Genomic DNA, 14,994 nt, shown 5'->3' on the forward strand with positions numbered 1-14,994 from the left:
GCCAAGTGAACGGTTTTAAAGCTACAGACAATATGATACTAGAAATGCGGGCCTAATGCAACCACTTATGATGAAGTTTAGCTATTATCACCATTGTTGACGCGTATTGCCGTTTCCATACATCTAGATTCCGGCCAGCTTCCGCTCTCTGAAGAAGCGGATCGCTTCTTCTTTGTCTCTGGAAATCTGTTCGACAAGCTCGTCAACGCTGCCGAATTTTTTTTCGCTCCTCAGCCGCTTATACCATTCAACCTTAATTTCGGACCCGTATATGTCACGGTCAAAATCGAATAAGTTGACTTCGATTGAAGGCTGCCCCGGCCGTTTTTCGTAAAACGTCGGCTTGTATCCGACATTGCAGACGCCGTTGTAGACAGCGCCGCCGATTTCGGCTTTAACGGCATACACACCTGTCGGCGGGACGATGTATGTGTCTTTAAGGCCGATATTGGCGGTCGGAAATCCGATCGTTCGGCCCCTTTTATCGCCGTGGATCACAAAGCCTTTCACATGGTACGGCCTGCCGAGCAGTTCAGCGGCGTACTCGACGTCTCCGGCTCCCAGGACAGTGCGGATTCTCGTGGAGCTCACCTTTTGGTCCTGATTGGAGTATTTTGCGACAGACGTGCTTTTGACACGGCCTTTCGCATACTCCTGGAAGTTTTCCATTGTGCCTTTGCCGAATTTCCCGAAGGTAAAGTCAAATCCGGCGACAACATGAGTAACGTGAAAGCCGAGTATATATTGATCGATAAATTCTTCAGGCGATAAGGAAGCGAATTCAGGGGTAAATGTGACAACGTATAAAAAATCGACCCCTAAATCTTCAATGATGCTGATTTTGTCCTGCAAAGGCGTGATTAAATCTTTTGGCTCCCGGCCTTTTTTGAGCACGGCAGTAGGGTGGGGATGAAAGGTCATCACCGACGTTTTGACCCCTTCCCTTGCCGCGGTGTTTTTTGCTGTAAGAATCACTTGCTGATGTCCCAGGTGAACACCGTCAAAATAGCCTAATGCCATAACTGATGTCGGAAAATCCTCACGCTTCAAGTCGTGTGGGTGGGAAATATGTATCGTCTTCAAGAACGGTCACCTTTTCTATTGTTCGCTTTTTTGCACGAGTACTTTTGCCGGCTTCAACAGGCCGGTTTTGGTCGGATGCGGATAATAGACGGCTGTGCACCGGCCTGCTTCCGTAAAGACCGCAATGCGGTCTTCGCTCGTTAAATGAGAAAAGCTGCCGGGCGTTTCAAGCACCGCTCCATTTTCCACTTTCTTAGCTAATGTATCACTAATTATCCATTTCGGCAAATGATCAAGCGCACGTTCGATGGGGACGAGCTTTTCAGACAATGTTCCGTCAGCGATCAAGCCTTCGACGTCTTCAAAGGTCAAGCATTCGTCAAGGGTGAAAGGGCCTGACGCGGTCCTGACCAGATTGGACATATGCGCGGGATATCCGAGCTTCTCCCCGATGGTTACCGCCAAGGTCCTGACATATGTGCCTTTTGAACATGTCACAACAAACCGGAAGCGGGCTTTATCCCCCTCATGGTGGATCTCGGATGTCAGTTCGATATGATGGATGGTAATGGTCCGCTTCGGCCGTTCAACCTCGATTCCAGCCCGCGCGTATTCATACAGCTTTTTGCCGCCTACCTTGACAGCTGAATACATCGGCGGAACCTGCTCAATCGTTCCTTCAAGAGATCTCAGGACGCTCTGCACGGTCTGTTCATCAGGCGGCGCTAAGACGGGTTTCTTTTCTGTGACTTCCCCCGTCTGATCCTCTGTCTCCGTGGAACAGCCAAGCGTGACCTCTGCATCATATGTTTTGGACTTTTCGGTCAAATACTCGACGATTTTGGTTGCCCTCCCGACGCAGATCGGGAGAACGCCCGACACCTCGGGATCCAGTGTACCGGTATGGCCGACCTTTTTTGTTTTCAACAGTTTGCGGATCTTCATGACGCAGTCGTGCGAAGTCATGCCGACCGGTTTATGTAACAGAAGGACTCCATTATACATTCGTGTTTCTTCGCCCCTTTCTCATTTGGAGCTAAAAAGGACAGGCAGTCGCCCGCCTATCCTTTTTCAGCTTATGATTCTTCTTTGTTTTCGTTCAGCTCGTGAATCAATGTTTCGATACGGTTTCCGTAATCGATCGATTCATCGAACTCAAAATGGATTTCAGGTGTTTTGCGAAGCCTGATTCGGTTTCCAAGTTCGGAACGAATAAAGCCCTTTGCTTTTGCCAGGCCTTTGAGCGTTTCTTCCCGTTTCTTTTCATCGCCTAAAACGGAAATATACACTTTGGCAATTTGCAGATCACCTGAGACCCTGACATCAGTGACTGTTAAAAATCCGATCCGCGGATCTTTCAGCTTTCTGCCGATAATGTCACCAAGTTCTTTTTTCATCTGCTCACCCACACGGGTAGCTCTCATCGTCATGACCATACCACCTCTACGTTAAAACCACTCTGTTCTCGTGATCGTCCGTTCAATTTCCGGAAAAGAGTCGATAAAGCTCAGAACCCGTTGCAGCTCTTTTTCCGTTTGCACGCGAGAGGAAGAAACGGCGGCGATACCAAAGCTTGTGCGCTGCCAAGTGTCCTGGTAGTCAATTTCTGAAACAGAAACGTTGAACTTTGCGCGGATTCTTGTGATCACCCGCTTCAGCACCGCCCGTTTTTCCTTGAGTGATGATGCATCGTAAATGATGCATTCGCATTCAACGAAACCGATCACTTTCTTTCAATTTCTTGCATAACATACGCTTCGATCATATCGCCTTCACGTATGTCGTTGTATTTCTTAATGGTGATACCACATTCATATCCTTGTGAAACTTCTTTTACATCATCTTTAAAGCGTTTCAGCACATCGACTTCCCCTTCATAGATGACGACGCCGTCGCGGATCAAGCGGATTCCGCTGTCACGTGTGATCGTACCTTCCGTTACATAGCCTCCGGCAATCGTTCCGATTTTAGAGACTTTGAATGTTTGACGGACTTCAACCATGCCGATCACTTTTTCTTCATACTCAGGATCAAGCATGCCTTTCATGGCTGCTTCGATCTCATCGATGACTTTATAAATGATGCGGTGAAGGCGGATATCCACATTTTCGGCTTCGGCGGTACTCTTAGCATTTCCGTCAGGTCTGACATTAAACCCGATCACGATTGCATTTGATGCAGAAGCTAAAATAATGTCTGATTCGGTAATCGCACCTACGCCTGTGTGGATGATTTTGACTCTGACGCCTTCGACTTCTATTTTTTGCAGCGCTGCAACGAGAGCTTCAGCAGAGCCTTGCACATCGGCTTTGACAACGAGATTAATGTCTTTGACATCGCCTTGTTTAATCTGTTCAAACAAGTCATCAAGGCTGAGCTTCGCTTTATCGCTGCGCTGTTCTTCAAGCTGTTTGGAAGCGCGCGCTTCGCCGACTGAACGGGCTGTTTTTTCGTCTTTGAACACAAGGAACTGATCCCCTGCGTTCGGAACTTCGTTCAACCCGGTGATTTCAACAGGTGTTGACGGCCCCGCCGATTTAACGCGTCTGCCGACATCATTGACCATCGCGCGAACGCGGCCGAATGTGTTCCCGACGACGATCGGATCTCCGACGTGAAGCGTTCCGTTTTGAACGAGCAGTGTTGCGACAGAACCTTTTCCTTTATCAAGCTCGGCTTCGATGACCGTTCCTTTTGCTCTGCGGTTCGGATTCGCTTTGAGCTCCTCGACCTCGCTGACAAGCAGGATCATTTCGATCAGCTCATCGATTCCCTCTCCTGACAGTGCGGAAAGAGGAACGAAAATCGTCTCGCCTCCCCATGCTTCAGGAACAAGACCGTGCTCTGTCAGCTCCTGCATCACCCGGTCAGGGTTTGCCGTCGGTTTGTCGATTTTGTTGACAGCGACGATGATCGGCACTTCAGCCGCTTTCGCATGGTTGATCGCTTCGACCGTCTGCGGCATGACCCCGTCATCTGCAGCTACGACGAGAATCGTAATATCCGTAACTTCCGCACCGCGTGCGCGCATCGTTGTGAATGCGGCGTGGCCCGGAGTGTCAAGGAAGGTGATCTTTTTGCCGTTTTCCTCGATCTGATAAGCGCCAATGTGCTGTGTGATGCCTCCGGCTTCGCCTTCGACGACCTTCGTTTTTCTGATGCTGTCGAGAAGCGTTGTTTTTCCGTGGTCGACGTGACCCATGATTGTTACGACAGGAGGACGGATTTCGAGGTCTTCTTCTTGATCCGGCTCTTCGTATTTTTCAAACTCGGTTTCTTCAAGGACGATCACTTCTTCGACTTCGACGCCGTATTCTGAAGCGATCAGCTCAACGGTATCTTTGTCAAGATCTTGGTTGATCGTTGCCATAGTGCCGAGAAGCATCAATTTTTTAATGATTTCTGACGGTTCTTTTCCGAGCTCTTCAGCAAGCTGCCCGACCGACATTGAGTTGGTAAATTCGATTTTTTCAGGCAGTTCTTTTTTCGGCTTGAACTGCTTCTCATGCGGAGATTGATGATTTTTACCGCGCTTGTTCTTTTTGTTATTGTTGTTGTTGTTTTTCTTCTTGTTTTTATTGTTAAATTGAGTATTCTGCACGTTATTCTTCTTTCCGTCTCGATTTTTGTTTGGCTTACTTCCGGCATTCTGTTTTGCGGCTTCTTGCTGCGGCTTTTGTCCGCCTGTACCGGCATCCTTTTTATTTCCCGCAGGTTTAGCGCCCTTCTTGAATTTTTGATCGAGCTGTTTGATCGCATTTTCCTCGATCATCGCCATATGGTTATTGACTTCGATATTCATATCTTTCAATGCCGCGATAATATCCTTACTTGAAACATTTATGGCTTTTGCATATTCATAAACTCTCATTTTAGCCATTCGTTCACCCCCAAAAAAATTAATCGAGCTTTCGGAGCAACGTATTCGCAAAACCTTGATCAGTGACAGCAACAACCACACGGGATTCTTTGCCGATTGAACGGCCCAGAAGCACACGATCACCGACTTTTTTCACCGGTACATCGTAGTGCCTGCATTTGTCGGTTACTTTTTTCTCCGTGTTAGCCGATGCGTCGTCTGCAAGCAAAACAAGCTTTGCGCGCGAATGCCTGATTTCTTTCACAACCAGGTCTTCTCCGGACACGACCTTTCGAGCTCGATTCGCCAGACCCAGCAAGGAAAACCATTCTGATTCCGGCATTTATCTGTTCTCCTTTTCCGCCAGTTCCAGCAGTTCATCAAAAATCTGATCATCAATCTGTGCTTGAAGCTGATTTGCTAAGCTGTTTTTCTTTTTTGCAGTTAAAATGACGTCTTTATCAAGTGTAAGGTAGGCTCCCCGGCCGTTCTTCTTACCGGTCGGGTCTACGGAAACTTCCCCTTCCTTCGAACGGACGACGCGGATGAGCTCCTTTTTAGGCTTCATTTCCCCTGTTACGACGCATTTTCTAAGCGGGATCTTCTTTCGGCTTTTCACCAAAGGTCACCTCTTATTCATCCGATTCTGGAGTTTCGCTTTCCAAGAAAAGCTCTTCCGGCTCCTCTTCTTCAAGCTCCCTTGGATAAATTCCAAGCTCTCTTGCATCTGTTTCGCTTTTAATATCGATCTTCCAGCTTGTCAGCTTGGCTGCCAGGCGGGCGTTTTGACCTCTTTTTCCGATGGCGAGCGACAGCTGGTAGTCAGGAACGACAACCGTTGTCGCCTTATCCTCTTCATTGACGATGACGTCGAGCACTTTTGAAGGGCTCAGCGCATTGGCGACGAATTCAACCGGATCGTTTGACCAGTGAACAATGTCAATTTTCTCGCCTTTCAATTCATTGACGATCGCCTGAACACGCTGACCCTTCGGTCCGACGCAGGCGCCGACGGGATCGATGTCGGGATTATCCGTGCGGACGGAAATCTTCGAGCGGTCTCCCGCTTCTCGCGCCACGGATTTGAGCTCGACCGTTCCATCGTAAATTTCCGGGACTTCGATTTCAAAGAGCCGTTTTAATAAACCTGGATGAGTTCTTGAAACGTAAATCTGCGGACCCTTCGTCGTTTTTTCGACTTTTGTAATGAACACTTTGATCCGGTCATGAGGCTTGTAGACTTCATTCGGCATCTGTTCTGCAACCGGCAGAAGCGCCTCGATTTTTCCTAAAGAAACATAGATGAACTTATTGTCGATCCGCTGAACGATGCCTGTCATGATATCTTCTTCGCGATCGATGAATTCGGAATAGATGACGCCGCGCTCCGCTTCGCGGACGCGCTGAGTCACGACCTGCTTTGCCGTCTGGGCAGCGATGCGGCCGAAATCCTTCGGCGTCACTTCGATTTCCACGACATCTCCGACAATGTAGTTCGGATTGATGTTTACGGCATCTTCAATCGAGATTTCAAGGCGAGGATCATACACTTCATCCACGACATCTTTACGGGCGAAAACGCGGATTGAACCGGTGTCGCGATTTAAATCTACCCTGACGTTCTGCGCCTGGTTGAAGTTCCGCTTATAAGCGGAAATGAGCGCAGCTTCAATTGCTTCAATAATAATGTCCTTACTGATTCCCTTTTCTTTTTCAAGAACAGTCAGGGCATCTAACAACTCACTACTCATGTTTATGGTTTCCCCCTTAAACAGTCAAAAATTAATTGAACGAAACAGCCAGCCTTGCTTTGGCTACTTTATCATATGGAATATTGATCGTTTTCCGGCGCGTTTTGATCATCACCGCGACTTCCACGTTTTCACCGTCAAATGCGGAAAGCTCGCCTTCAAACTCTTTATTGCCTTCAATAGGTTCGTACGTTTTAATATATACGTTTTTTCCGAGCGCTTTCATGAAATCGGCTTCTTTCTTTAAAGGCCTCTCAGCTCCAGGTGACGATACTTCAAGAAAATAGTTTTGCTTGATCGGATCAGCCTCGTCGAGCTTTTCACTAAGAGCTTCGCTAACCTTGGCACATTCCTCGATGTCCACGCCGTCATCTGAATCAATAAACACGCGAAGAAACCAGCTCGGACCTTCCTTGACAAATTCGATGTCAACGAGCTCAAGCTGAAGTTTGTCTAGTATAGGCTGGACCATTTCGCTGACGGTATCGATCACTTTGTTACTCATACTTTTCCTCCTTGTGCAGGCTCCCATTCATCGGTTCCCTCGTAAAAACCCTGCTTCAAAAGCAGGGGATTTTAGAAAAAACGATGAACATGTCGAGACAAAATTGCCTGTTCAATACAAAAGAGCGGGTTTCCCCACTCTTCGCCTCGGCTATCGTTAGCATTTCCAATAAAACTATACCATAACCATATTTTTATTGCAAATCATGACAGCGTTAGTTCAAGCTTTTTGCAAACCTGGCTGAGACCCGGTTGATATTTCGTCATCCGGTTTTTTGTATGAGCAGCAGGTATACGATTCGAAAGCCGGCGATGATTCCTGCCAAAATCAGCTGCCTGCTTGAGCAGGCAGCTTTAGAATTAGAATAATGACAGCTGGTTCTGATCTGGAAGCGACTCGAGACAGCCGTGGCGCTCCAAGTATTCCATGATCGTTTTTGACACCTTGCCTCTTTTTTGCAAATCTTCTTTGGAAAGAAATTCGCCTTCTCCCCTCGCTTTGACAATATTCAAGGCGGCGTTTGTTCCAAGCCCCGGTATTGAATTAAACGGCGGAATCAAGCTGTTTCCGTCAATGATGAATTCGGAAGCGCTCGATCTGTATAAGTCGACTTTTTGGAAAGAGAAGCCCCTTTCGCACATTTCAAGCGCCAGCTCAAGCACCGTGAGCAAACTTTTCTCTTTCGGAGAAGCGTCAAGGCCTTTAGAGTTGATGTCATCCATGACGGCTCTGATCGCTGTCGACCCTTTGATCATCGTTTCGATGTCAAAGTCGTCGGCCCGCACCGTAAAGTATGCTGCGTAGTAGAGCAGCGGATGATGGACTTTAAAATAAGCGATTCTGACCGCCATCAAAACATATGCCGCAGCGTGGGCTTTCGGGAACATGTATTTGATTTTTTTACAGGAATCGATATACCAGTCCGGAACATTATTATTCTTCATTTCTTCTTCCCACTCAGGTGTCAATCCCTTACCTTTACGGACAAATTCCATAATCTTAAAGGCGAGGGATGGCTCAAGCCCCTGGTAGATTAAGTACACCATAATGTCATCACGGCAGCCGATTACTTCGCTCAGTTCACAAATATTGTTGTGAATCAGCTCCTGCGCGTTGCCGAGCCATACGTCCGTGCCGTGTGACAGGCCGGAAATCTGAACGAGCTCGGAAAATGTCGTCGGCTTGGTGTCTTCGAGCATCTGTCTGACAAAGCGGGTTCCGAATTCAGGGATGCCGAGTGTACCGGTTTTACAGCCGATCTGTTCCTCGGTTACCCCTAAAGACTCTGTCCCTTGGAAAATTTTCATCACTTCAGGATCATCGGTCGGAATCGTTTTCGGATCAATCCCGCTCAGATCCTGGAGCATACGGATGACCGTCGGATCATCGTGTCCAAGAATATCAAGCTTCAGAAGGTTGTCATGGATGGAATGGAAGTCAAAATGCGTCGTCTTCCATTCGGAATCTGTGGCATCCGCCGGAAACTGGATTGGTGAAAAGTCGTAAATATCCATATAATCCGGCACAACGATAATTCCGCCCGGGTGCTGCCCTGTCGTCCGCTTGACGCCTGTACAGCCTTGGACAAGTCGGTCGATTTCCGCCCCGCGCATATGCAAATTGTTGTCGTTTGCATACCCTTTGACATACCCGTAAGCCGTTTTTTCGGCGACTGTTCCGATCGTTCCCGCACGGTAGACGTTATCCTCTCCGAACAGGACTTTCGTATAGTTGTGGGCATGCGGCTGGTATTCGCCCGAGAAGTTCAAGTCGATATCAGGAACCTTGTCCCCTTTAAACCCCAGAAACGTCTCGAACGGAATGTCGTGGCCGTCTTTTCTGTAGGCCGCTCCGCACTTCGGACAGTCTTTGTCAGGCAAATCAAATCCCGAACCGACCGATCCGTCGTTGAAAAACTCGGAATGGCGGCAATCCGGACAGACGTAATGCGGCGGCAGCGGGTTGACCTCGGTAATTTCCGTCAATGTTGCGACAAGGGAAGAACCGACCGATCCCCTCGAACCGACGAGATAGCCGTCATCAAGGGAGCGTTTTACAAGCTTATGAGAGATCAGATAGATGACGGCGAATCCGTGGCCGATTATGCTTTTCAGCTCTTTTTCGATCCGTTTTTCGACGATTTCGGGCAGGTCCTCGCCGTAAATGCTTCTTGCTTTCTCATAGCTCATGCGGCGGATTTCGTCATCTGCGCCTTCGATCTTCGGTGTGTAAAGATCGTCTTTGATCGGCTTGATTTCTTCGATTCGCTCGCTGATCATGCGGGTGTTCTTGACAACGATTTCTTTCGCTTTTTCCTCACCCAAAAATGAAAAGGCCTCAAGCATTTCATCCGTCGAACGGAAATGAACGTTCGGCAGCTCGTGCCTGTTGAGCGGATTTGCGCCGCCTTGCGAGGAAACTAGAATCTTCCGGTAAATTTTGTCCTCAGGGTTCAGATAATGGACATTTCCAGTTGCTACTACTGGGATATTCAGCTTCTCGCCGACCTTTGTGATGTTGGCGATGATTTCTTTTAACGCTTTTTCATCCCTGACGAGTTCGAGCTGAAGCAGGTGCCGGTAGACTTCAGGCGGCATGACTTCAAGGTAGTCATAAAATGAAGCGATGTCTTCAACTTCTTCCGGCGATTTCTGCATCATGCCTTCAAATACTTCGCCTTTGTCGCACGCCGAACCGATTAAAAGCCCTTCTCTGTACTTTTCAAGCTGTGACCTTGGGATCCTCGGCACCCTGTAAAAATAATGGATATGCGACAGCGAAACAAGTTTGAAAAGGTTTTTCAAGCCTGTCTCATTAACCGCCAAAAGTGTCGCGTGATATGGCCTTGAACGCTGATAGGCATTGGACTGCCCCATATTTTCATTCAGCTGATCGTGGTACAGGATATTTTTTTCGGCCGCATCTTTCAGCATTTTCACAAGGAGATAACCCGTCGCTTCGGTATCATAAATCGCCCTGTGATGCTGGGTGAGCTCGATGTCAAACTTTTTACAAAGCGTATTCAGCCTGTGGTTTTTGAATTCCGGATAAAGAAAACGGCCCAGCTCAAGCGTGTCAATGACCGGGTTCTGCACTTTCTCCGAATTCAGCAGGCGCTTATAGGCGACATTGATGAAGCCGATGTCAAAGCTTGCATTGTGAGCGACAAGCGTGTGATCACCGACCCATTCTTTAAAATCGCGGATGACCTCTTCGACTTCAGGCGCATCTTTCAGCATATCATCGGTAATCCCCGTCAGCTCGATGATCGTAGCCGATAAAGGGCGATGCGGGTTGGCAAACCTTTCAAAGCGTTCGATGATTTCCCCGCCTTTTACTTTTACGGCGGCCAGCTCGATGATTGTATCATAGACGGCAGACAGCCCCGTCGTCTCGACGTCGAACACGACATATGTTTCCTCTTCAAGCAGACGGTGCACCGGATTGTAGGCAATAGGCACGCCGTCGTCGACGAGGTTGGCTTCAAGTCCGTAGATCATTTTCACGCCATGCTTTTTGCTTGCCGCGAATGCATCCGGAAACGATTGGACTACGGCATGGTCAGTGAGCGCGATAGCCGGGTGCCCCCATTTTTTCGCCTGTTCGACAAGCTTGCCGATGCTTGATACGGCATCCATCTGGCTCATTGGTGAATGGAGGTGGAGCTCGACTCGTTTTTCGTCCTCTGGCGCTGTATCCTCACGGGTTTTCGCTTTGATTTCATTGACATCGTTGGCGATCATCACCAAATCGCGGACGAATGTATCGTTTTGTATGCTTCCTCTCGCCTTGACCCACATCCCTTTTTTCAGGGACTTCATCAATACAGCGTCTTCTTTTTCGCGGGCGAACATTTTGACGAGAATGCTGTTTGTATAGTCGGTTATTTTAAAGATGCAAAGCGTTCTGCCGCTTTTCAGCTCTCTTGTTTCAGCGTCGAATACATAGCCTTGCACCGTAATTCTCCGCTCTTCATCCATGATGCTGTCAAGCGTTCTGATTTCTTCAGAGTCTTTAATCTGGTAGCCGATCTGAAGAGGGCCTGCCGGCGCTTCATCGTCTTGTGCTTCCTTATCCTGCTTCTCCATTTCGATTAAAGCCTGAAGGGCTCTCTCTTGATCTTCGGCCATTTTTTGCTCTCTGAATTTCTGAATCTCTTGATCTGATACAAAAATTTCTGTGTCCAGCTGAAGCTCAGGAAAGCCGAATGTGCGGTAGCTTGACTGGATGAGCGAGCTGTATTTCTTTTTTAAAGCGGATGCTTCTGTATCTGTTTTCGTTTTAAGCAGGATTTTGTTCCCCATAAGCTTTGGCTTTTGGTCGTTCAAAAGCGTCAAAATCGGCGGGGAAATACCGTCGAGTTCCTGGATGCAGCGCGTCCAGTAATCCTGAACTAGCTGCTCGTCAATCGAAGGGTTTTCCGCCTCGATGGAACAGGTGACCTGAGCGATATGGGAAAAGGTGCGGGTCAGCTGGGTGTGAAACCGTTCGAAGACTTGATAAGGCAGGACATTTTTCAATTTAAAGTGAAAGTGCCATGTCTTCTTGTTTTTATGAACGGTCAGCTTTATGATTTGTCCGCCTTCAAGGTGGCGGATCATCGTATCTTCCGTTACATTCAGCTGCTGCAGAAGAATTTGAAACTGTCTTCTGTTGACAGAAAGCTGGTCTTCCAAGACAGATTCCTCCCTAAAAGAAAATCATAATTGAAGGTACCTTGGGGCGATTCCCGAGGTACCTTCCTTTACTCTAGTTTACCATGTTTAAGCGTGAGAAGATAAGCTCTTGACTTGTTTTTCGACAAAGTCCAAAAGCTCTTCAGCGGCGACTTCAAAGGATTCTCCGGTTTTGCGGATCTTCACTTCGACAACGCCTTCATCAGCTCTTTTTCCGACCGTGATGCGGATCGGCAGACCGATCAAATCGGAATCTGCAAATTTAACGCCGGCCCGTTCGGCACGGTCATCAAACAGTACGTCATAGCCGTTCGCTTTAAATTCTTCATACAGCTTTTCGGCAAGCTGAACCTGCGCGTCATTTTTCATGTTAAGCGCGAGGATGTGCAGGTCATACGGCGTCACTTCCAGCGGCCAGATCAAGCCTTTATCGTCATGATGCTGCTCAACGATGGCCGAAAGCGTCCGGGAAATCCCGATTCCATAGCAGCCCATCAGCATCGGCTGAGCGCGTCCGTTTTCGTCAAGGTATGTTGCGTCCATCGCTTCAGAATAGCGGGTGCCGAGTTTAAAAACTTGTCCGACTTCGATACCTTTTGCAAAACGGATCGTTCCGTTTCCATCCGGTGAAGGGTCTCCTTCCTGGATAAAGCGGAGATCTGCGAATGTCACATTGTGCGCATCCCGGCTGATATTGACGTTTTGATAATGGTAATCTGTTTTATTCGCTCCTGCCGCTGCGTTTGCCATCGCCTTCACAGCAAAGTCTGCAAAGATTTCGATTTCACGGTCGAGCCCCACCGGTCCGACAAAGCCGGGCTCAGTACCCGTTATCTCAGCAACCTCTTCGGCGCTCGCGAATTCGATCGTTTCTGCTTGGAGCAGGTTCTTCACCTTAATATCGTTGACTTCATGATCCCCTCTCGTCAACACGAGGACAAAACGTCCGTCTGCTTTCATGAGCATTGATTTCATGCAGTCTGACGGGGATATGCCAAGAAATGCGGCAACTTCTTCGATCGTTTTGACCGAAGGTGTGTGGACTTCCTGGAGCTCTTTCATTTCAGCCTGCTCGCCAGCAGCGGCTTCCTTTACTTCAGCCATTTCGATGTTGGCAGCGTATGAAGACTGATCAGAGTACGCAATTGTATCTTCACCGACATCAGACAATGCCATAAATTCATGGGTATCCTTACCGCCCATCGCACCTGAATCTGCAATGACCGGTCTGAAATTCAAGCCGCAGCGCGTAAACACATTCGTATACGCCTGGTACATATCATTGTACGTTTCATCAAGGCTTTCGGCGGAAGAATGGAAGGAATACGCATCCTTCATGATGAATTCGCGGCCTCTCAACAGACCGAAGCGCGGGCGCTTTTCATCGCGGAATTTAGATTGGATCTGGTAAAGGGTCAGCGGAAGGCGCTTGTACGATTTCACTTCATCTCTGACGATGCTTGTGATGACCTCTTCGTGTGTCGCGCCAAGGGCAAATTCGCGGCCGTGGCGGTCTTTCAGCCTCATGAGCTCAGGACCGTACGTGTACCATCTTCCCGATTCCTGCCAAGTTTCCGCCTGCTGGAGCGCCGGCATCAGCATTTCGACGGCATTGATTTTCTCCATTTCTTCGCGGACAATGCTCTGGATTTTGTGAATGACTTTATTGGCAAGAGGCATATAGCTGTATACACCGCTTGTGTTTTGTCTGATAAACCCCGCTCTGAGAAGAAGCTGATGGCTTTTCGCTTCAGCATCAGCCGGCACTTCGCGGAGCGTAGGAATTAAAGTCCTGCTCTGTCTCATTCGTTCGCACCTCATTTGTTTCAGTTGGTTACTTTTTGAGTCGGGAACAGCGTCCCTAAAAAAGAGCCTTTTAAAAGGCTTGGCTGCACTTAAAAAAGGCAATTGGTTTTACAGAAATAAGCGCTGGATATCGTTCCATGTGACGACAAGCATTAAGAGCATCAAAAATGCGACGCCGACAAAGACGACAAACGCTTCTTTCTCTCGGTTGATCGGCTTTCCGCGGATCGCTTCAATAAACAGGAACAACAGTCTGCCGCCGTCCAGCGCAGGGATTGGCAGAAGGTTGACGATCCCGAGGTTGATGCTTAAAAATGCGGCAAGCTTCAGCAGGTTGATAACGCCTGTCTTGGCCACTTGGTCTGTCATGTCATAAATGCCGACAGGACCGGCCAGCATGTCGATTGAGAATTGTCCCGTGACGAGCTTTCCCAGATTGGTCACAATGCTCTGCGCCACTGTCGCCGTTTCGGTCGCACCGTAGGAAATCGATGTCAGGATTCCTGTTTTCACCGGGTTGTAAGCGCCGAATCTGCCGACGGTTTCATCCCCTGCCTTGACCGCTTCAGGTGTTACATATTTCGTCACCTTAACGTTGTCACGCATCACAACGATTTTCAGTTCTTTTTCAGGGTGTTCCCTGACCGTGTTGACAATATCCGTCCACGATCTCATGTTCTCGCCGTTAATCGTTTGAATGCGGTCTCCTTCCTGGAGCCCCGCTTCCGCCGCCCGTCCGTTGTCTATCAACTTGCCGAGCACCGGCTCGTCAGACGGCACTCCCTGCATCAGGCCGAGCATGACGAGAATGACATAAGCCAAAATAAAGTTCATGATCGGGCCGGCCGCAATCGCCTTTATACGCTGCCAAACCGTTTTTGAATGGAATTGGCGGTTGTAAGGAGCGATCTGGACTTCTTCCCCGTCTACGATGAAAAAGGACGTTTCACTGACAGAAAAGGAAGAGAGATGATCTTCATTGCCGTGCTCATAGCCCGTAATCCTCATCTGGTGCTCCAGATCAGCCTGCTCCACTTCGATGACCAATGCGTCAGGATATTTTTCTTTTTGGTTGATAATGATCTTTTCGACTTTGTTTTCGCTGTCGAACAACAGCCCGACCGTATAACCGGGCTTCACTTCAATCATCTCAGGATCTTCACCGGCCATTCTGACAAAGCCGCCGATCGGAAGAAGCCTGATCGTATAAACGGTCTCATTTTTCTTAAACGAAAAGATTTTCGGACCGAAGCCGATAGCAAACTCTCGGCACAGTATTCCGGCTCTTTGAGCAAGGATGAGATGACCAAGCTCATGGAAAAATACGAGCGTTCCAAAAATAAGAATAAACGCGATCACAGTATTCACGAACAT

12 protein-coding genes are annotated in these 14,994 nt (G+C 48.3%); all 12 read right to left on the minus strand.

Annotated features, from left to right (window positions below):
- Positions 1-123: 123 nt before the first annotated feature.
- The gene (gene ribF / locus QMZ64_RS10345; RefSeq protein WP_265627049.1) at positions 124-1,083 is read right to left on the minus strand and encodes a bifunctional riboflavin kinase/FAD synthetase; all 960 of its coding nucleotides are present in this window, start codon (positions 1,081-1,083) and stop codon (positions 124-126) included.
- A 15-nt stretch (positions 1,084-1,098) separates the two neighbouring features.
- Positions 1,099-2,028: a tRNA pseudouridine(55) synthase TruB gene (gene truB / locus QMZ64_RS10350; RefSeq protein WP_301441298.1), complete on the minus strand. Its 930-nt coding sequence runs from the start codon at positions 2,026-2,028 to the stop codon at positions 1,099-1,101.
- Positions 2,029-2,099: 71 nt separating this feature from the next.
- Positions 2,100-2,453 carry a 30S ribosome-binding factor RbfA gene (gene rbfA / locus QMZ64_RS10355; RefSeq protein WP_154997438.1) on the minus strand — a complete coding sequence of 118 codons (354 nt, stop codon included), beginning with the start codon at positions 2,451-2,453 and terminating at the stop codon, positions 2,100-2,102.
- Between the two features lie 18 nt (positions 2,454-2,471).
- Entirely contained in the window at positions 2,472-2,750 is a 279-nt protein-coding gene (locus tag QMZ64_RS10360) for a DUF503 domain-containing protein (RefSeq protein WP_020451433.1), read from the minus strand.
- Positions 2,747-4,903, minus strand: a complete 2,157-nt coding sequence (gene infB / locus QMZ64_RS10365) for a translation initiation factor IF-2 (protein ID WP_243940330.1) — start codon at positions 4,901-4,903, stop codon at positions 2,747-2,749. The genes QMZ64_RS10360 and infB overlap by 4 nt, the downstream gene beginning before the upstream one ends.
- 19 nt (positions 4,904-4,922) lie before the next feature.
- Complete coding sequence (locus tag QMZ64_RS10370; RefSeq protein ID WP_301441299.1) at positions 4,923-5,225, minus strand: YlxQ family RNA-binding protein; 303 nt, start codon at positions 5,223-5,225, stop codon at positions 4,923-4,925.
- On the minus strand, positions 5,226-5,501 hold the full coding sequence (rnpM, locus tag QMZ64_RS10375; protein ID WP_029327011.1) for an RNase P modulator RnpM: 276 nt from the start codon (positions 5,499-5,501) through the stop codon (positions 5,226-5,228). It abuts the gene before it with no gap.
- Between the two features lie 13 nt (positions 5,502-5,514).
- The gene (gene nusA, locus QMZ64_RS10380; protein ID WP_003181864.1) at positions 5,515-6,633 is read right to left on the minus strand and encodes a transcription termination factor NusA; all 1,119 of its coding nucleotides are present in this window, start codon (positions 6,631-6,633) and stop codon (positions 5,515-5,517) included.
- Positions 6,634-6,664: 31 nt separating this feature from the next.
- Positions 6,665-7,138 (minus strand): ribosome maturation factor RimP, encoded by a 474-nt coding sequence (gene rimP, locus QMZ64_RS10385; RefSeq protein ID WP_265627050.1) that lies wholly within the window; start codon positions 7,136-7,138, stop codon positions 6,665-6,667.
- A gap of 359 nt (positions 7,139-7,497) precedes the next feature.
- Complete coding sequence (locus QMZ64_RS10390) at positions 7,498-11,814, minus strand: PolC-type DNA polymerase III (protein ID WP_301441300.1); 4,317 nt, start codon at positions 11,812-11,814, stop codon at positions 7,498-7,500.
- An 87-nt stretch (positions 11,815-11,901) separates the two neighbouring features.
- Positions 11,902-13,620 carry a proline--tRNA ligase gene (locus tag QMZ64_RS10395; protein WP_301441301.1) on the minus strand — a complete coding sequence of 573 codons (1,719 nt, stop codon included), beginning with the start codon at positions 13,618-13,620 and terminating at the stop codon, positions 11,902-11,904.
- Positions 13,621-13,728: 108 nt separating this feature from the next.
- Entirely contained in the window at positions 13,729-14,994 is a 1,266-nt protein-coding gene (gene rseP, locus QMZ64_RS10400; RefSeq protein WP_095323561.1) for an RIP metalloprotease RseP, read from the minus strand.

The sequence above is a fragment of the Bacillus sp. LB7 genome, from assembly GCF_030449715.1.
Lineage (GTDB): Bacteria > Bacillota > Bacilli > Bacillales > Bacillaceae > Bacillus > Bacillus paralicheniformis.

Coding starts and splice junctions, on each gene's coding strand:
- nusA (WP_003181864.1), bottom strand. CDS start 6,633: ATGAGTAGTGAGTTGTTAGATGCCCTGACTGTTCTTGAAAAAGAAAAG.
- truB (WP_301441298.1), bottom strand. CDS start 2,028: ATGTATAATGGAGTCCTTCTGTTACATAAACCGGTCGGCATGACTTCG.
- infB (WP_243940330.1), bottom strand. CDS start 4,903: ATGGCTAAAATGAGAGTTTATGAATATGCAAAAGCCATAAATGTTTCA.
- QMZ64_RS10395 (WP_301441301.1), bottom strand. CDS start 13,620: ATGAGACAGAGCAGGACTTTAATTCCTACGCTCCGCGAAGTGCCGGCT.
- rseP (WP_095323561.1), bottom strand. CDS start 14,994: ATGTTCGTGAATACTGTGATCGCGTTTATTCTTATTTTTGGAACGCTC.
- rimP (WP_265627050.1), bottom strand. CDS start 7,138: ATGAGTAACAAAGTGATCGATACCGTCAGCGAAATGGTCCAGCCTATA.
- QMZ64_RS10370 (WP_301441299.1), bottom strand. CDS start 5,225: ATGCCGGAATCAGAATGGTTTTCCTTGCTGGGTCTGGCGAATCGAGCT.
- rbfA (WP_154997438.1), bottom strand. CDS start 2,453: ATGACGATGAGAGCTACCCGTGTGGGTGAGCAGATGAAAAAAGAACTT.